At 65.9% G+C, this 18,522-nt stretch carries 16 protein-coding genes; 5 read left to right on the plus strand and 11 right to left on the minus strand.

Annotation, left to right across the window (positions count from 1 at the left end; genetic code table 11):
- Positions 1-150 precede the first annotated feature (150 nt).
- On the plus strand, positions 151-876 hold the full coding sequence (locus CH290_RS06215; protein WP_019665951.1) for a lysophospholipid acyltransferase family protein: 726 nt from the start codon (positions 151-153) through the stop codon (positions 874-876).
- A gap of 16 nt (positions 877-892) precedes the next feature.
- On the opposite strand, the gene CH290_RS06220 is transcribed toward CH290_RS06215, so the two are convergent.
- The gene (locus CH290_RS06220) at positions 893-2,212 is read right to left on the minus strand and encodes a glycosyltransferase 87 family protein (RefSeq protein WP_033188555.1); all 1,320 of its coding nucleotides are present in this window, start codon (positions 2,210-2,212) and stop codon (positions 893-895) included.
- Between the two features lie 184 nt (positions 2,213-2,396).
- Between CH290_RS06220 and CH290_RS06225 the strand changes: the two genes are divergently transcribed.
- Both CH290_RS06225 and CH290_RS06230 read left to right on the plus strand, forming a co-directional pair.
- The gene (locus CH290_RS06225) at positions 2,397-2,882 is read left to right on the plus strand and encodes a polyadenylate-specific 3'-exoribonuclease AS (RefSeq protein WP_019665949.1); all 486 of its coding nucleotides are present in this window, start codon (positions 2,397-2,399) and stop codon (positions 2,880-2,882) included.
- A 61-nt stretch (positions 2,883-2,943) separates the two neighbouring features.
- On the plus strand, positions 2,944-4,332 hold the full coding sequence (locus tag CH290_RS06230; RefSeq protein ID WP_033188556.1) for a class II 3-deoxy-7-phosphoheptulonate synthase: 1,389 nt from the start codon (positions 2,944-2,946) through the stop codon (positions 4,330-4,332).
- A gap of 12 nt (positions 4,333-4,344) precedes the next feature.
- On the opposite strand, the gene pknB is transcribed toward CH290_RS06230, so the two are convergent.
- Positions 4,345-6,369 (minus strand): Stk1 family PASTA domain-containing Ser/Thr kinase, encoded by a 2,025-nt coding sequence (gene pknB / locus CH290_RS06235; RefSeq protein WP_033188557.1) that lies wholly within the window; start codon positions 6,367-6,369, stop codon positions 4,345-4,347.
- A 169-nt stretch (positions 6,370-6,538) separates the two neighbouring features.
- Between pknB and CH290_RS06240 the strand changes: the two genes are divergently transcribed.
- Positions 6,539-6,910 (plus strand): Rv2175c family DNA-binding protein, encoded by a 372-nt coding sequence (locus CH290_RS06240; RefSeq protein ID WP_019665946.1) that lies wholly within the window; start codon positions 6,539-6,541, stop codon positions 6,908-6,910.
- Here CH290_RS06240 and CH290_RS06245 read toward each other — a convergent pair.
- The 4 genes from CH290_RS06245 to CH290_RS06260 form a co-directional block, all read right to left on the minus strand.
- Positions 6,882-7,877, minus strand: a complete 996-nt coding sequence (locus CH290_RS06245; protein ID WP_019665945.1) for a phytoene/squalene synthase family protein — start codon at positions 7,875-7,877, stop codon at positions 6,882-6,884. The genes CH290_RS06240 and CH290_RS06245 overlap by 29 nt on opposite strands.
- On the minus strand, positions 7,870-9,516 hold the full coding sequence (locus CH290_RS06250; protein ID WP_033188558.1) for an alpha-(1->6)-mannopyranosyltransferase A: 1,647 nt from the start codon (positions 9,514-9,516) through the stop codon (positions 7,870-7,872). Before CH290_RS06250 ends, CH290_RS06245 begins: the two co-directional genes overlap by 8 nt.
- Before the next feature lie 143 nt (positions 9,517-9,659).
- The gene (gene crtI / locus CH290_RS06255; protein WP_033188559.1) at positions 9,660-11,225 is read right to left on the minus strand and encodes a phytoene desaturase family protein; all 1,566 of its coding nucleotides are present in this window, start codon (positions 11,223-11,225) and stop codon (positions 9,660-9,662) included.
- A 34-nt stretch (positions 11,226-11,259) separates the two neighbouring features.
- Complete coding sequence (locus tag CH290_RS06260) at positions 11,260-12,447, minus strand: polyprenyl synthetase family protein (RefSeq protein WP_033188603.1); 1,188 nt, start codon at positions 12,445-12,447, stop codon at positions 11,260-11,262.
- Positions 12,448-12,567: 120 nt separating this feature from the next.
- Between CH290_RS06260 and metF the strand changes: the two genes are divergently transcribed.
- Positions 12,568-13,494 carry a methylenetetrahydrofolate reductase [NAD(P)H] gene (gene metF, locus CH290_RS06265; RefSeq protein ID WP_170947570.1) on the plus strand — a complete coding sequence of 309 codons (927 nt, stop codon included), beginning with the start codon at positions 12,568-12,570 and terminating at the stop codon, positions 13,492-13,494.
- A 39-nt stretch (positions 13,495-13,533) separates the two neighbouring features.
- On the opposite strand, the gene CH290_RS06270 is transcribed toward metF, so the two are convergent.
- Genes CH290_RS06270 through CH290_RS06290 form a run of 5 tightly spaced genes read right to left on the minus strand, consistent with a single transcriptional unit; the run spans position 13,534 to position 18,489 of the window.
- A complete protein-coding gene (locus CH290_RS06270) occupies positions 13,534-14,685 on the minus strand; it encodes a glycosyltransferase family 2 protein (protein ID WP_019665940.1) in 1,152 nt (383 codons plus the stop codon).
- Complete coding sequence (locus CH290_RS06275; RefSeq protein WP_019665939.1) at positions 14,682-15,380, minus strand: LppM family (lipo)protein; 699 nt, start codon at positions 15,378-15,380, stop codon at positions 14,682-14,684. The genes CH290_RS06270 and CH290_RS06275 overlap by 4 nt, the downstream gene beginning before the upstream one ends.
- Before the next feature lie 49 nt (positions 15,381-15,429).
- A complete protein-coding gene (locus CH290_RS06280; protein ID WP_170947565.1) occupies positions 15,430-16,245 on the minus strand; it encodes a carotenoid biosynthesis protein in 816 nt (271 codons plus the stop codon).
- On the minus strand, positions 16,242-17,855 hold the full coding sequence (locus CH290_RS06285; RefSeq protein ID WP_080748664.1) for a phytoene desaturase family protein: 1,614 nt from the start codon (positions 17,853-17,855) through the stop codon (positions 16,242-16,244). The genes CH290_RS06280 and CH290_RS06285 overlap by 4 nt, the downstream gene beginning before the upstream one ends.
- Positions 17,856-17,874: 19 nt before the next feature.
- Complete coding sequence (locus CH290_RS06290) at positions 17,875-18,489, minus strand: GNAT family N-acetyltransferase (protein WP_019665936.1); 615 nt, start codon at positions 18,487-18,489, stop codon at positions 17,875-17,877.
- Positions 18,490-18,522: the final 33 nt, after the last annotated feature.

Genomic DNA, 18,522 nt, shown 5'->3' on the forward strand with positions numbered 1-18,522 from the left:
CTCGCGCCGACGGTCCGGACGCGACCTCACGGTCCGGTTCTGTGATGCTTCTCCCGTGTGCGCACTATCTGTGGCTGGCGTCATAAACGGTAGGTACAGTTTCCTCTGCACCCGATACTCGACATCGTTGGTCTCACCAGGAAGGACGCCATGTGGTACTGGCTGTTCAAGTACGTCCTCATCGGTCCGCTCCTGGTTGCACTGGGTAGGCCGACGATAGAGGGCCTCGAGAACATTCCTGCGCGAGGACCGATGATCCTCGCCAGCAACCATCAGGCGGTTCTCGACTCGTTCTACCTGCCGCTGAAAGTGCAGCGGCGCATCACGTTCCTCGCGAAGAGCGAGTACTTCACCGGCCCCGGGCTCAAGGGCGCATTCCAGAAGTGGTTCTTCACCGCGGTCGGTCAGGTCCCCATCGACCGGACCGGAGCGGATGCGGCGCAGGACGCGTTGAATGCAGGCGCGCGAGTCATCGGCAAGGGCAAGCTCCTCGGTATCTATCCCGAGGGCACCCGTTCGCCCGACGGTCGGTTGTACAAGGGCAAGACGGGCATGGCGCGGCTTGCTCTGCAGACCGGTGTTCAGGTGGTTCCCGTCGCGATGATCGGCACCGACAAGATGAACCCCATCGGTTCCAAGATGTGGCGTCCGGCGAAGATCACCATCAAGATCGGTAAGCCCATCGACTTCTCGCGCTTCGACGGCATGGCGGGCAACCGCTTCGTCGAGCGCGCAGTCACCGACGAAGTCATGTACGACCTGATGTTGCTGTCCGGTCAGGAGTACGTGGACGTGTACGCGGCGTCGATGAAGAAGAAGCCCGAGGACTCCGCCGTCGCAGGTTCCGAGCGAATCCCGGACACCCGCGCGAGCTGAGTGTTCTGCGGGGTCGTCAGGACGAAGACGGGGTTCGACCGACTCCGGGCGAGCGAAGCAGCGCGATGACGACGACGAGAGCAGCGGCGCCCCAGAGAACGTACGACGACGCCGCTACCTGGTCCCACAGCGGCCACCCGAGTCCCGAGTAGCGGCCGGGTGCCAGCCGCCAGTGCGGCGCGAAGTGCATCAGGACGACGCCGACGCCGACGAACGCCAGCGTCAGGTAGCTACGCCTGCGGTAGGCGAGTGCAGTAAGTGCCACCATGAACGGAACCACCCATACCCAGTGGTGAGACCAGGACACCGGAGACACCAGCAAACCGAAGATCGCGTTCACTCCCAGGGCCAGGGCGCCTTGCCCGGCCGAGAAAGCTCGGCGCATCGCAAGCGCCGCCACCGCGAGGACGCAGCACGACAGGGCGATCCAGAGAACCGAGCGAAGCGAATCGTCGAGTCCGAATCGCGCGAGCACACCGGTGATGCTCTGATTCGCGGGGTACGCGGGCCTACCGATTCGGTCGGAATCGATCAATGTGTCGGTCCAGTAGGTCACCGAGTCCGAGAACGTGATCAGGAATCCGAGTGCGGTGAACGCAGCAAAGCTGATACCGGCCACGACGGCAGCACGAAAGTCCTTGCGAAGCAGGAAGTACAGGACGAAAACGGCAGGTGTCAGCTTCACCGCGGCAACGAAACCGATGAGGAGTCCGCGCGGCCACGGAGTCTTACGAAGCAGGCAGTCGGCGGCGACGAACGCCATCAGCACGATGTTGATCTGCCCGTAGTCGAGAGTCGAGAACACGGGCTCGAGCAGAAGCGCAGCGGCGAAGATCCCGGCCGCGGACCACAACAGAACAGGACCGGGTAGGTGCTGTTCCCTCCATGCGGACACCGAGGCGCCGAGGGAAGACGCCACGCCGAGCGACCTCAACGTCAGCACGATGGTGGCGAACAGCAACACCAGCGACACACTCGTCACGATGATGTTCGCCCAGTACAGGCTCACCGCGGACAACGGACTGAACAGAACAGCGGCAATGGGCGGGTACGTGAAGGGAAGAGTGTTGCCCAGCGCAGTCGGAGGCATCTGCCCGTACAAAGGCGAACCGGACGCGAACACGCCACCGCCGATTCGGTAGACGTCCAGGTCGATCCGGTAGTAGTTCCCGAGAGGTGTCAGCCCACGTAAACCGGGCAAGCCGAGAATGTTGTACGCGATGCCCGCCAACGCTGCGGCCGCGATGATCACGCACACGGCGACGAGCGACGGCGACGTGCGACGTCGCGTCGATCCCGCCGACGGATCCGCGGCGATCTCGGGTGTTCCCAGCATCGTGTTCCTTCTGCGTGCTCGATAGCGATTGACGACGGTGTGGCACCACCCACCCCGATTCTTCCGCAGGCTCCACTCACTGCTGAGCCTGATTCATTCCGCAGGCTCCACTCACTGCTGAGCCTGATTCGTTCCGCAGGCTCCACTCACGCCGACCCTGTGGCTGCCCGATAGTCTTCGAAGCGTGCGCTACTTCTACGACACCGAGTTCATCGAGGATGGTCGCACAATCGAGCTGGTCTCGATCGCTGTGGTCTCCGAGGACGGACGTGAGTTCTACGCCGTGTCCTCCGAGTTCGATCCCGAGCGGGCGGGCAAGTGGGTCCGCCGGAACGTCCTTCCCAAGCTGCCACCGTACTCGTCGCCGCTGTGGAAGAGCCGCGCGAGAATCCGCGACGAGCTGCTGGAGTTCCTGGTGCCGTACCCGGGTGCCGAAGTGGAGCTGTGGGCCTGGGTCGCCGCATACGACCATGTCGCGCTCTGCCAGCTCTGGGGGTCGATGACCGAGCTGCCTCGATCGCTGCCGCGGTTCACTCGCGAGCTTCGTCAACACTGGGAGGACCGAGGTAGTCCATATCTGCCTCCCGCTCCCGACGATGCACACGACGCATTGGCCGACGCCCGGCACAATCTCGCCAAATACAGGGCCGTCGAGGACGCCTCGAGCTGACACGGCGACAGACAGGGGAGCCCGACGCCGGCACCGGTATCGGTGCGAATATCCTGTAGCGGTGAACTGGACTGTCGACGTACCCATCGACCGCTTGCCCGACCTGCCGCCCTTGCCGTCGACATTGCGCCAGCAACTCGACGACGCGCTCGCACGGCCGGCGGCGCAGCAGCCGTCGTGGGATTCGGCCCAGGCAGCCGACATGCGGAAAGTGCTCGAGAGCGTTCCCCCGATCACCGTCGCAGGCGAGGTCGAGTCCTTGTCGGACCAGCTGGCCGCGGTCGCGCGGGGTGAGGCCTTCCTGCTCCAGGGTGGTGATTGTGCGGAGACGTTCGTCGACAACACGGAGCCGCACATCAAGGGCAACATCCGCACCTTGCTGCAGATGGCGGTCGTTCTGACGTACGGCGCGAGCCTGCCGGTGGTCAAGGTAGGCAGGATCGCCGGCCAGTACGCCAAGCCCAGGTCGGCCGATGTCGACGCGCTGGGCCTCAAGTCCTACCGCGGTGACATGGTCAACTCCCTCGTCGCGGACGAGTCTGTCCGCCAGCACGATCCGTCTCGCCTGGTGCGCGCGTACGCCAACGCGAGCGCTGCGATGAACCTCGTGCGCGCCCTGACCGGCGCAGGTATGGCAGATCTGCACAAGGTGCACGATTGGAACCGTGAGTTCGTCCAGAACTCGCCTGCCGGTGCCCGGTACGAGGCGTTGGCGGGGGAGATCGATCGTGGTCTGCGGTTCATGGACGCCTGTGGTGTCAAGGATCCCAACCTTGAAACCGCGCAGATCTTCGCCAGTCACGAGGCACTGGTACTGGATTACGAGCGCGCGATGCTGCGGCTGGACAACGCTGACGCCGAGCATCCCAAGCTGTACGATCTGTCCGCGCACTTCCTGTGGATCGGCGACCGGACCCGTCAGCTCGACGGGGCGCACATCGCGCTCGCAGAGTTGATCAACAATCCCATCGGGCTGAAGATCGGGCCGTCCACCACGCCGGACATGGCCGTGGAATACGTCGAACGCCTCGACCCGACGAACAAGCCTGGCCGGCTCACCCTCATCTCGCGGATGGGCAACGGCAAGGTCCGTGAGCTACTGCCGCCCATCATCGAGAAGGTGCAGGCCACCGGACACCAGGTCATCTGGCAGTGCGACCCCATGCACGGGAACACGCACGAGGCGTCGACGGGATACAAGACGCGACACTTCGACCGAATCGTCGACGAGGTTCAGGGCTTCTTCGAGATCCACCGCGCGCTCGGAACGCATCCGGGTGGACTGCACGTCGAGTTGACCGGGGACAACGTCACCGAGTGCCTCGGTGGCGCTCAGGAGATCTCGGATCTGGATCTGGCCGGGCGCTACGAGACAGCGTGCGACCCCAGGCTCAACACTCAGCAGTCGCTCGAACTCGCCTTCCTGGTCGCGGAGATGCTGCGCGGCTGAAGTACTGCCGCATCAGGGCAACGACACGACGGTGACCGTCGACCCCGGGGCCACTCTGGATCCAGGTCCCGGGGTCTGCGACACCACGAGTGAGCCGTCGGTGTCGAAGACCTGACGGACCTGTACGTCCAAGCCCAACCGCTGAACCGTCTCTCGTGCCGAGCCGACGGACCGGCCGAGCAGTGACGGCACCGACACCGCGTTCGAGATCTGCAGTTCCACACTGCTTCCCGCGGTGACGGACGTGCCGATCTCCGGTGACGTACCCGCGACGCGGCCGCCGTCGACGTCCTTGTCGAACTGCTCCTGGGTGCCTGACACCGAGATGTCGACGGCGGCGAGCGCTGCCGTCGCCTCCTCGGCCGTCAAGCCGTTCACGTCCGGAACATCCACCGGCGGTGCGCCTTTGGAACGCAGGATCTTGACGGTGTCGCCGACGGCGAGTGTGGTTCCCGGCGCCGGATCCAATGCCGCGACCCCGCCGACGGGTGCGGTGGTGCTGAAAGCCTCACCGCCGTCGACCGGTTCGAAAGTTCGCTCACGCAACAGATCCTGCATGTCACCGATCGAGATGTTCGACGTGATGTCCGGAACGGTCGGCTTGCCCAGCGACACGAGCACGTCGACGGTGTCGCCCTTCGCCACCCGTGAACCGGAGGCCGGGTCGGTGCCGATCAGAGCATCGACCGGCATGGTGTCCGAGTAGGTGCCCTGGACGGTGTTCTCCAGGTCCGCGGCCGCGAGCGTGCTCTGTGCGCTCTGCAGATCCAATCCGCCGATTTCGGGGACGGAGGTGTATCTGCCCGATCCCATCCACCAACCTCCGATTCCCACGGCGACCGCCAGTAGCGCGACGATGGTCAGCCAGATGACGATGGCTCGGCGCGAACGCTGCCGGTCGGCATCGAAGTCGGGGAACTGGTACTCGCGGCGACCCGGTGCGCGCGACGATGCGGCATCGGCCGAGTCGTCGTCGACGGTCGGTCCCGAAGCGTCGCCGCGATACGTCGGTGCAGTCTGAACGCGGGTGTGATGCACCACAGCATCCGGTGGGGGCGTGGACGACACCACCTGGGTGGGTGGTTCGGCGGCGGGCCGCTCGCCGGCGAACGTGGTGGGCGCACCCAACGCTGCAGCACTGCGATGTTCGGCCGAACGCCGCGGCGCAGGCACGCGGTACGGGGGCAGTTCCAACCGTCCACACACCACGCGGAGCGCACGTGCCATCTCGTCGGCGTTCTGGAACCTGGAGGCCGGGTCTCGATCGGTGGCGCGGGCCACCAGCTCGTCGAATTCCGGCGGTACACCAGCGATGTACGCGCTGGGATGGGGAACATCGTTGTCGATCCGCTGGTACGCGATCGAGAGGGACGTGTCACCGTTGAAGGGGGTACGCCCGGTCAGCAACTCGAACAGGACGACACCCACGCCGTACACGTCGCTGCCCGCATTGGCGGACCCGGTCGTCACCTGTTCGGGCGAGAGATAGGCGGCTGTGCCCAGAATGACGGAACTCGACGTGGCATTCGAGGCCGCCACGGCTCGAACGAGGCCGAAATCGGCGATCTTCACGTCCCCGGCGTCGGAGATGAGAATGTTCTCGGGTTTGATGTCGCGGTGAACGAGGCCTGCACGGTGAGCGGTACCCAGGGCGTCGAGAACCGGTCGGACCACTGCGGCAGCCGCGTGCGGCGGCATCGGCCCACGCTCACGGAGAAGTTCGCGCAGGGTTCCGCCCTCCACCAACTCCATGACCAGAAACGCGAACTCTCCGTCTCGGCCGTGGTCGTACACAGCGACGAGGCCCGGATTGTTGAGCCTGGCCACGGCCCTCGCCTCGAACTCGAACCGGGCGACGAACTGCGGATCCTCGGCGAACTTGGGGTCCATGATCTTGACTGCGACCGGTCGGTCCAGCCGGGTGTCGAGTGCGCGGTACACGGTCGACATTCCGCCACGTGCGATGGGCGCGTCGATCCGGTAGCGCCGATCCAGCAACGAACCCGTCGAAACGGATCCATGCAGATCTTTCCACATCACCTCGTCTACCTCCTGTGGAAAAAGTGGGCGCTGCCTACGTGATGGTAGCCAGGGTTGGTATCGACTTCGTCTCGGCCGCACCGAGCACCGACGTCGTCTCGGCCCGCGTTCGTGCGCGGTACGGGCGTTTTTCGTATACGAGACCGAAGCAGTTAACGTTACTGCAGTGAGCACAATCCCTTACTCAGGCGACGTCCTCGATCCGTCCGAATCGCTGCTACAGCTGACGGACGTGAGCAAAATCCTCGAGGTTCCGAAGTCGAGGGTCGAGCAGATGCTTCGCGACCGCCAGCTCCTGGCAGTCAAGCGTGAACGCGTCCCCGGCGTACCCGAGGTCTTTCTCGACGCCGAACGCCGCGAGATCGTCAAAGGACTTCCCGGACTGCTCGCCGTTCTCCACGACGGCGGATTCGAGGACGAGGAGATTCTGAAGTGGCTGTTCGAGGCCGACGACAGCCTCCCCGGTCGGCCCATCGACGCGATGCACGGTCACCTCATGCGCGAGGTGATCAGGCGCGCGCAGGCGATGGCGTTCTGAGGTTGATCCACCCGGTGGCGAGCAGCCTCGGCGCCGCCACCGACAGCCTCCGTCCGCGCGACACCCGCGCTCGCTCGAACAGCACTCGGTAGCCGTTCTCCTCGACCTCGCGCAGAATTCCGCTGTAGAGGAGCGACGCGGTCCGCATACCTGGGCGCACCCGAGGATCGAGAAAATCGATCCCTGGATCCGCGACCCGGTAGATCGCGCGGGTGTGCACGATCAAGTGGGCAAGCGCGCGGTCCACCCGCGGATCGGTTCGTTTCTCCCGACGGCAGTACCGAAGAAGATCCTCGTCCACGCCGAACGCCGCGAGCTCGTCGGTGGGCAGGTAGATCCGGTCTCGGTCGAGGTCCTCGCCTATGTCCCGAATGAAGTTGGTCAGCTGGAAGGCTTCGCCGAGGGCAGCGGCAGGCTCCTCCGCACCGTCGACGGCAGTGCCCAGAATAGGCAGCATCTCGAGGCCGATGACGGCCGCGGACCCGTACATGTATTCACGAAGTTCGGGCATGGTCCGGTAGCGGGCCTTGAAGAACTCGGTGCCCGGGATGTCCATGCGCATCGAATGGAAGAACGCACGGAAGTACTCATGATCGATGTGGTACCGGTTCACGGTGTCCACGAAGGCGCGAAGGACCATGTCCGACGGACCGGTGCCGAGTTGCTCGCCGTTCAGAGCCGCCGTCACTCGCAGTTCGAGCTCGTCGACGGAGGCGGCCGCACGTTCGTCCGCGGGTGCCAGAGACGTTGCAGCCGTGTCTGTTTCGGTCAGAGACCCGTCGACGTCGACGTCGATGATGTCGTCCACCATGCGCGCGAACCCGTAGAGAGCATGCACGGCAGCGCGCTTCTCGACCGGAAGAAGCCTCGTCGCGAGGAAGTACGTCTTACCGTGGCGGGCATTGAGATCCCGGCACAGGCGGTATGCGTCGTGCAGCGCTGGGTCGATCGCGTCGAGTTCACCCATGGTCGGCCGTACTCGTGCGGTCCGTCGTGTCGAGCTCGGAAGTCTTCCTCGGACTTCTCTTCTCGGGGTGTCCGCGTAGGCGGAGCGGATCCACCCGAGTCAACGACACCGCAGCGACCACGGCCGCGAACGTTGCGAGCGCGACATGCGCAACCGTGTACAGCCCGATCGATCCGTCGGGCCGGAACACGAGCATCAACCAGGTGGACAGCCCCACGAGAACCATCAACGTCCTGGTCGACAACGCGAAACCGGCCGCGAGCGCCAGCGGCCACGAGTAGTACCACGGCAGAGCGGCGGGGGAGAGAACGACGATAGCGACGAGCGCGATGACGATGCCCTTCACCGCGTCCCGTTCGGTTCTGCGGAACAACCACCAGGTACCGACGATGATGACCGCCAACGCGAGCGCACACAGCATCCGTGTCACTTCGAGTACAGGGCCGAGACGGAGATCCAGGAACCACGACGTGCTGACGGTGACGAGGTGCGCGAGGATCGTGGGCAGGGACAGCCAGTTGATGATCTTGGCCGAGCCGGACAACGCCGTCAGCCACCCGATTCCGACACCGGCCACGACGGACGCGATCGCGAACACCGCGGCGAACACTCCTGCGCCGGTTCCCGCTGTCTTGGCGAACGACACGATGGGGGAGGACGGTGCACGATTCTCCGCGACGGCTTTCTCCCGTTCGTGAATCATCCAGATCCACACCATGAACGGCAACGCCAGCCCGGCCGTTGCCTTGATCGCGACCGCCACCGCGACCAGCGCGACGCCCGCAACGTGCTTGCGTTCGAGAACCAGGACGATTCCAGCGGTCATCAGACCGACCATCAGGAGCTCGTTGTGAACGCCGCCGATCAGATGGATGAGTACGAGTGGGTTGAGGACGGCGAGCCACAGCGCGATAGCGGGCTTGCCGCCGAGGTGCGACGCCAGACGTGGGACGGCCCACATCATCAACACGAGGCCCGGCAGCATCGTGATCCGCAGCAGCATCGTCCCCGCCACGACGTTGTCGCCGGTGATACTCGTGATGGCTTGACCCAGCAGGAGGAACAGCGGCCCGTACGGTGCCGTCGTCGTGGTCCAGACATTGCTCACGTTGTCCAACAGCATTCCGGGATTGGCCACCGGACCGACGGCGTACGGGTCGAAGCCGTCACGTAGCAACGCCCCCTGCGCCAAGTACGAGTATGCATCCCGGCTGAACATCGGGACGGCCAGCAACAACGGCGCCGTCCACGCCGGGACCACCCAACGCAACTCTCGCAGCGAGGTGCGGCCACCGAGCGTCGCGCGGCCCAGCCGGACCCAGGCGACGATCATCAGAAGGACACCGACCCACACGAGGATGCTGGAGAGAATCAGACCGTGGCCGAACCGTAGCCACGACAGGTGCATGGCTTCGAGCAACGGATCGCGGCGCCGGACACTGCCTGCGCCGAAGCCACCGAACGTGATGAGCGCCGCGCCCACGACGCCGAGGACGGCAGCGTGGCCTTCCGGACTACGAAGAAACGAAGCGAGGTGTCGAACCCGGGAATCACCCGCCGCACCCGAGGAGGAAGCAGTGCTCGAAACGGTGCTGTCGCCGGGTTTCTCGGATGGGGCCGAACCCTGAACCGGGGACATCGTTGCTGTCATCCTCCTCTCGGTGTCGCGGACTTGAAGTGCGTGTGGTCCGGACGGTGAACACGAAGCACCGCGCCGATGGCCGCAGTCAGTTTAGTTGGTGATTTCGCACGATCCGAACCATCCCGCGACTCGGGCGGATGTCACGGTGCGCCGACGATTCTCTCGGCGGCCAGTTTGCCGGACACCAGTACTGTCGGCACGCCGACACCCGGCGTGGTCGCCGAACCCGCCAACACGACGTTCGAGAGCCCGGCCACGAGATTCCGGCGTCGGAACGGGCCGGTCTGACGGAAGACATGAGCCGAGGAGAACGGCGAACCTTCCACCATCCCGCGATCGGCCCACGTCTGCGGCGTGTCGATGTGATCGATCGTCATCGACCGTATCCCGTGGTACCCGCGGCGCTCCAGCTCGATCCCCAGCTCCTGGACGTAAGGGTCGCGCAGCCGCGCCCAGTCCAGTGGTGCGCTGTCCAGATTGGGGCACGGGGCGAGCACGGACACCGGCTCACACGCCGTTCCACCCCGCTGAACCAGCAACGACCGATCGGACACCGAGGGACGCGTGATCAGTAGCGACGGATCGCTCATGAGGGAGCCACGCCCGGAACGAGCGGTGATACGGCGGAAAGTTGCCGCCCAGTCCGCCCCGAAGTCGATGGTGTGGTGCGACTCGCTCGGCCACGTCGCGGTCACGGACGTGGGCACGGTGCCGTGGAAGACCACCGCCGACGGCGACACCCGGCCGTAGCCACGGCGTCGGCCCGCGGAAGTGACGTCCGCTCGGTCCAACAGCGCGTCGACGACGGGGAGATCCGGCGTCAGGACAAGTGCGTCACACGGAAACTCGGTGCCGTCGGACGTGACCACCGACGTCGCCCGGCCGACGGTGACCACGATGTCCGCGACCTCGGTGCCGGTGACGACGGAACCGCCGTGCTTGCGGACTGCATCGGCCATTCCCGCCGCGATCGTCGCCATTCCGCCCACGGGGAAGTACACCCCGAGCGAAGTGTCCATGTGAGCGATCGCGCCGTAGACCGCGAGTGCCCGCGCAGGCGCCATCCCCGCGTACAGGGCTTGGAAAGTGAACACTCGACGCAAGCGATCGTCCTTCAGGAAGCGATCCACCTTGGGTCCGAGCTTGCCGAACCCGCCCAGACGGGCAAGGGTGAGGGTGTCGCGCAAGGCCGCCGGAGTCGACACGAGATCGAGAGGCGAGTCGAAGTTGGAGTCGATGTACCGATCGAACTCCGAGTCGAAGATCGCAGCGAGCCAGCGGCGCAGCGATCGATACCCCTCGGCCTCGGCAGCGCCGCACTTCTTCTCCACCTCCGCGGCCATCACCTCCGGGTCCGCGAAGACGTCGATGGACGTGCCGTCGGCGTAGCGCGTGTGATAGCTCGGCGCCAACGATTCGAGTTCGATCGCCGGGGTGACGGACTGGAACGTCTCACCCACGGCGGCGAGGGCGGATTCGATCAGGTCGGGCATCGTGAGCACACTGGCCCCGTTGTCGATGTCGTACAGGTGCGATCCGTCCTCGTCCTGTACGGGATAGATGCCGACCCGGCCGCCGACGGACTGCTCGCGTTCGAGCACCGTCACCGACCGTCCCGCACCGAGGAGACGCAGTGCTGCCGAGAGACCGGCCAATCCGGCTCCTACGACGACCACCGAGTTCGTGGGTCCATTGATGGCGCGCACGTGAGCCTTTCGTCAGGTGTTCGGAGCGTGTACGTCAGTACTTGCGCTGTGTTGCTGCTGTGCCCATGCGCCGCAGTTGTTCGGCCGCACCTGGCTCGCACTCGCTGTTGTCGAGCGCCACGAAGGCTCGTTCGGTGAGATCCGAGATCCTGCGTTCGACATCGTCGACGGCACCCAGCTCGGTCAACGCCGTTCGGACGTCGCCGATACGCTCCTCGGACAGTTCGTGATCGCCGAGCGACTCGCGGATCAACGCGGCGGACGGCCCATCCGCATCGGCCAACGCAACGGCCATCAGCACGGTCCTCTTACCCTCGCGGATGTCGTCGCCCGACGGTTTCCCGGTGATCGCCGGATCGCCGAACACGCCGAGCAGATCGTCGCGGAGTTGGAACGCCAGTCCGATGTCGGTGCCGAAGGAGCGGAACGCCGCAATCAGCTCGGGTGACGCATCGGCCAGGGCGGCGCCCAGGTGCAGAGGACGTTCGACGGTGTACGCCGCGGTCTTGTAGCGGTTGACGCGCATCGCTGCCTCGACGGACTCGTCCAACCCGGCCTCGGCTTCGATGTCCAGAAGTTGTCCACCGAGCACTTCGAGTCGCATCGACGACCACACCGGCGACACGCGCGCGGAGGCGTCCGCATCGATTCCGGACTCGCGCAGCATGTCGTCCGCCCAGCACAGGGCGAGATCTCCCAGCAGAATCGCGGCCGATTCACCGAACCTGGCCGACGAGCCTGCCCAGCCGGCGGACCGGTGGCGATCGGCGAGAGCAACGTGCACCGTCGGGAAACCGCGACGCGTCGTGGAGGAGTCGATGATGTCGTCGTGGATCAGTGCGCAGGCCTGAACCAGCTCGAGCGACGAGCAGGCTTTGATCACCGCCGCAGCCGCATCGCCCGACGGCTGCCCGCCTGCGCCGAGCCAGGCACTCCACGCGAACGACGGGCGGACGCGCTTGCCGCCCCGGAGAACGAATTCGGTCAGGTCGCGCACGGCGGAGGCGTACCCACCGCCCACGGCGGCGACCTGTTCACGACGGGATTCGAAGAACTCCGCGAGAGCGGTCTCGACCAACTCGCGAGGTGCGGTGGCACCGGCCGAGTCGACCGGTGCGCCGATGGAGGTGTCGACGGTCGTCAGGTCGACGGTGCTGGGCGTGGTCGTTTTCCCGGACAGAAGATCCTCCAGTCGATCCGAACGTGCAGGCTGCGGTTTCAACAGTAGCGGTCCGCGTCCGATTCGCACGCTCCGCGACCTTCCCTCGCACCACCTCAGGCGAGAATCTATGATGTCTCGGTGACATTTGATTCCGTCAGGGGGCGGTCGAGCGACGGATTCGTGACGAGGACGCCGTCGATAGTGGACCGGCTGCGCAGTGACGGCGCGGCACGGATTCCGTTCTCTGTCGAGTTCTCACCTCCTCGCGACGAGGCCGGTGAAGCTCGTTTGTGGCGCGCGGTGCGGGAATTCGAGCAGCTGCAGCCTGCGTTCGTGTCCATGACCTACGGGGCGGGTGGGTCCACCAGGGATCGGACGGTGCGTGTCACCGGCCAGATAGCCGAGGAAACGACGCTGCTGCCCGTGGCGCACCTGACCGCCGTCTCGCACAGTGTGGACGAGCTGCGATCCATGGTCGGTTCCTATGCGGACCGCGGAATCTCCAACATCCTGGTCCTTCGTGGTGACCCTCCCGGTGATCCGCTCGGCGACTGGGAAAAGCATCCGGACGGTGTCGAATACGCGGACGAGCTGGTCACGCTCGTGCGGGAGCTGGGCGACTTCCACGTCGGTGTCGCGTCGTTCCCCGAAGGCCACTACCGTGCGCTGAATCTGGAACAGGACACCCAGGTTCTGGTGAACAAGCTCCGTGCAGGAGCCGAGTACTCCATCACCCAGATGTTCTTCGACGTCGACGACTACCTCCGTCTGCGAGATCGGGTGGCCGCGTTCGACCCCGAGCAGGGGGCAAAGCCCATCGTCCCGGAGATCATGCCGATCACGTCGCTTCGCACGGTGCGACGGGCCCTGGCGCTGTCCGGGTCTGCGCTGCCGAAAGCGTTGGACGACCGCTTCACCGCCGCAGCCGGGACCGGCCGAGAAGAGGACAGGGCAGCGGTGCGCGAAGTGGGTATCGAACTCGCGACGCAGATCGGTGAGCGGCTGATCGCCGAAGGCGCACCGGCGTTGCACTTCATCACCCTGAACTTCGCGAAGGCGACGCGCGAAGTGCTCACCAACCTCGGATTGTGCGCCGCCAGGGTCTAGGACCCAACGGTTGTCGGTAGCACGTGCCCGGAGAACTCGTCAGAGCGGACGACCCTTCCAGGTGATCGAGCCGGTCCTCGATCTGAGAAACGAGTCGACCGTCAGTGCGCCGTACAGCAGCACGGACACCGGGTGAACCGACGCTGCAGCAACAGCTCCTGGACCGACGACCCCCGACTCGGCTCGGGCGGCCACGACACGTGCTGCCACCGCCGCGCCGTACCCCACGAGCCCCCACCGACGAGTACGGCCCGAGCCGAACACTGCAGCGACGGGCGGAAGCACGTAGGCGAGCGCAGCCGCGCCGAGAACCGCGGTCGAACCGACCGGACCGCCGAACGCACTCCACAGCCAGCGGCTGTATCCCGCGCGGAGATCGGACCAACCGTCGTACATCCGGCACCGGGCCAGCTCACCACCCAACACCACGGCCGTACGGTGCCCGGCCCTGCGTAGCGCCCGGGCGATGTCCAGATCCTCCGTGGCGCTGCTCGCGACCGACTCGTGCCCCCCGACATCTCGATACGCGGCGGCGTCGAACATCAGGAACTGACCGCACGCGACGACGGTCGACGGCCTGGTCGAGGTGTTGGCGACCCGTACCGGCAGCGTCGACAACCAGGAGAAACTCAGGAGTGGTTGCACGAGACGCTCGGCGACGCTGTCCGCCCGTTGCCGTGGCCACGGACTGACGAGGGCGCTACGCCCGCGTCGGAGCTCCGTCACGGCCGCAGCTATCGCCCCGGCCGACAGGCGCACGTCGGCGTCGACGAACGCTATCCAGTCGGGCTCGCCCGCCAGAGCTCGCGCCGCCAGCGTGCGGCAGGCAGCCGCTTTGCCCGTCCATCCCGGTGGCGGTTCCGTCGTCGAGCGGCGTACGTCGAACCGTGGATCGGAATCAGCCGCGGCGACGGCAGCGCCGAACGTGCCGTCGGTCGACCCGTCGTCGAGAACGAACACCTCGAGGGTGGGGCAGTGAACCTGCTGCCGTAGATCGGTGACGACCGCCGAGACCAGATCGACCTCGTTCCTTGCCGGTATGCAGACGGCGACCGAGCCGGGAACATCGGATGTGGGCCGCCGCAGCGACCTCATCGACAGCGCATTGACGAGCGTCGTCGCCGCACCGACACCAGCGAGAGCCGCACCGGCCGCCGTCGCCCGCCTGACCGCGTCGCGGAAATCGGTCACACGGACGACGGTGTGCGTCGCACGGGAGGATTGCGTGTCACCCACGCCATGGCGCCGACGATCGCTGCGATGCCGACGGTGACGCCCCCGACGATTCCTGCCCATCCTGCGAAACTGCGTGTGTTCGGGTCGGGGTAGTTGACCTCGGCGCGCATCGACGTGACCTCACCCGCCGGCAACTTCCAGGTGATGATGTTGTCGCCCTCACGGGTTCCGTTGGTGGTACCGATTCGAGCCGGGAACGCGATGGTGAACTGCACGTCCGTGCCCTGAGCGGGAACGTTCTGCAGATCGGCCTTGCCGTCCAGAGTGACGGTGTCCCCAGCGCGCTGGAGCACCAGTTGATAGCTGCCCGTTGCCTGTTCGGACATCTGGCCGAGGGTCTGCACGTCTCCGAAGGACAGATCGTTGAATCGAGCTTCGGTGCCCACGTATCCGTCCTGGCGGTACTCCTGGATGCGGATCTTGCTGGCAAGAGTCGACGGTGCGACCAACTGGGGGCCGGTGTCGGCGTCCGACGTGGGAATCGTCGCGGCCACGATCTGACCGGACACCCGATCGTCCGCGGACACACCGATCGACACCTGGGCGCGGAGGCACCCGGTCAGTAGCGGCGCGAGCAACAGGGTGAGCGCGAGCACCTTCGCGATGCGGTTCCGTCTACGAGTACTACGTTCGCGTGATGTCGACTGCACAGCGACATCGTGCCAGAGAACCAGACCGGTCGACGACGCACGGTGACGATCACCGCGCCGTGTCGATCGTCCTTCGCCTCGATCGGGTGGTCCACGTCCACGCGAGGGGAACGCCGACGGTCCCCATGACGACGAACCCGTAGATCGCGGAGAATCGAAATTCGGGACCGGAGAGGAAGACTGCGTGCGCGAAGGCGGAGCCCAGCCACGTCCACATGAACAGGACGATGGGTGCGGAATCTGTGAGACGAGGCGGATCCGTCCGGATCACCGACTTTCCGGCGAACTCCACGATCACGGCCATCGACAGTGCCACGACGAACCAGCCCAGATAATTCGTCACCGGAATCGACGGGATCCCGGGGAGTCCGGCGATGGGCGAGGTCCATGTCCACTGCCCGTCCGTGACCATCTGGGTGTCGAGGTAGAGGTCCCAACCGACCATTGCGACCGCCGTCATGACGATCCGGTGCAGCGGCGCTCGCTGATCCGGACCGACACGGTGCAGCAGAAGCGAGACCGCGCACCAGATGGGGTAGAAGCCGGCCGTCCAGGCCAACGGCACCACCGCGGGAACACCGAGGATGTCCGGGCCGAGTCGACTCGTGGCGTAGAAGTACGAGCCGAACGGGAACCCGGTTGCGGTGCCGACGATCTCGGCAGCGATACCGAGCCCGGCCGTGGTGACGAACAGTACTGCCGCCCACTTGACGCCCCGGGTGATCGCGGCGTGCGCGAGAGCGGACGCCGCGAGGAGCGCGACGACGGCGACAGTCACGACATCGCGGTTCGAGCCGCTCACGAGCGGATAGACGATCTGCGCCGTCACTGCACTTCCGGCGAGGATCCACACGAATCTGTTCATCGCCGCTTCCGTCCCAGCCACGCTCGGACACGGCCGCCGCCGTGGTCGGACAACGCGATCTTCGCCGCCGTCCGTCCGCTGGCCGCGGACACGCCGCCGCCGGGATGGGTGGATGCGCCCGTCAGGTACAACCCCTGCGCACCGGGCACACGATGGCCCGCGAGTTCGGGGACGGGACGCCAGATCATCATCTGGTCCAAGGACATCTCCACGTGCATGATGTTCCCGCCGATCATTCCCAGTTCGCGCTCGATGTCGGTGGGGGACTGGACGTAACGGTGCAGGATCGTGTCGCGGAAGCCGGGCGCGTACAACTCGAGCGAGTCCACGATGCGGTCGGCTTCGGTCTCCGCAAGATCCGTCGCCACGCGCTCGGTGTCCGACGCACGCCATCGCCGTCCGTCGGACAGGGTGTGCGGATGCCACTGCGACCAGAGGGACACCTGGTGTTCACCCTCCGGTGCCACGCTCGGTTCGATTGCAGTGAACGACATCCCGAGGACGGCAGGCTCGGGCGGCAGATCTCCTGCCAAGGCGTGACCGTGCGCACGGCGCAGTTGCCGACGATCGTGCACGAGCAACTGCAGACCGGAGGTACCGTCCTGCACCGATGGTGCACTGGAATACTGCGGCACGGCGGAGGTCGCGAGTCGGACCGCCATTCCCAGGCCGGGCCCGACGCGGATTCCTCGGCGCCACGCCTCCGTTCGTCGACGATCGAATCCTCCGGCGTCGAGCAGGTCCAGAGTCGTCAGAACATGGCAGCCGGCGACGACCGTGCGACTGCGAATCGACCGACCCGATTCCGTGTGCGTCGTCCACCCGTCGCCGGACCGCGCCACTGATACGGCGCCGTCACCGACGGTGAGCCGACCCCCCGTGGCGACGAGCTTCGAGATCATTGCCTCGGTCAACGCGCCGCTTCCGCCGACGGCGCGACCGGGTGGAAGTGTGTGCATCAGCGCGGCGAAGCCAACCATGGGGGCGGTGCCCGGTTCCGACATCGGCGGGCCGGACTGCGCACCGAACCATGCGAGGGCAGCTTTCAGCCTCTCCGACGAGAACGTGGCGTCGAGCAGCGCGTCGCCGGTCGTGAGGAACTCGCGGGAGAGAGCACTCCCGCCGTCCGGCGCATCGAGTCCCCAGAAGGAGCGCACCAGATTGGCTCCCGTCGGCGCCGCCGAGAACGCTTTCATGGTGCGTGCGCTGCGCGGCCCCCAGGACGCGACGAACGTCCGATACGCTTTCGCATCCGCAGCACCGCACGACCGCGCGATGGAGTCACAGGTGGCGTCGAGGTCGCGACGAAACACAATGGCCTCGTCGTCGGTACCGGGTGCGCCGGGAGCGATCGCCCACGGATCGCAATCGACGTAGGCGAGACCATGGTCGGCCAGACCGAGTTCCTCGACGATGCCGGTATGCCGAACCATGATGTGAGCAGACGAGCCACGGTCGACTCGGTGTCCGGGAAAGCGCTCGGCGGACGACACACCACCACCTGCGATCGTGTCCTTCTCCACGACTTCGACGGACAGGCCGGCGTCGGCCAGGTAACACGCGGAAGTCAAGGCATTGTGGCCTGAGCCCACTACGAGAACATCGATCACGGCACCAGCGTATAGATCGTCACCGATTGGGCGGTTCGTCCGTTTCGAACGGCAGTGCGTGACCGAGAACTGCGAACGGTCGACGGTCGCCCGCGAAGGTGAAATCGCGGAGTACGTCTCCGAAGCCGAGGCTTCGGTACAGGCGCCATGCGCGGTTGTTCTCGTTCTCCACTTCCGGAGTGGACAGCAGCACGGTGCGCTCGGGGCGGTCGCGAAGGAGTCTGCGTGTCAGGGCACGGCCCAGTCCGTGACCCTGCGCACGCGGGGACACGTGCAGCTCGGTCAGTTCGAAGTAGTCCGAGAGGACCGAGTCGACGTACTCGTCATCGGCGCCGGATCTGCGCAGACCGTCCCTGACCTGCTGGTGCCACCACTGATGCCGAGCACCCCTGTACCCGTACGCGACGGCGACGAGAGGGGAGTCGGGCGTGGGCAGGACTGCACCGACAGCGCACCATCCGGGTCGGAGGACGTGCTCGGACCACATCGGGGCGCGGTGATACTCCGTGCCTTGCGGGTAACCCATTGCCTCGACGTAGATCGCCAGCGCTTCGGGAAGGCGACGACGGAGTTCTCGGGCGGACAGATCGACCAGGTACGGGGTCGGTTCCGCGTCGGTAGCGACTGTTCTCAACCTTTCCTTGACGACTTGTCGGTGGGCACAGCT

Origin of the sequence: Rhodococcus sp. 06-156-4 (genome assembly GCF_002259345.1) — a bacterium.
Lineage (GTDB): Bacteria > Actinomycetota > Actinomycetes > Mycobacteriales > Mycobacteriaceae > Rhodococcoides > Rhodococcoides fascians_E.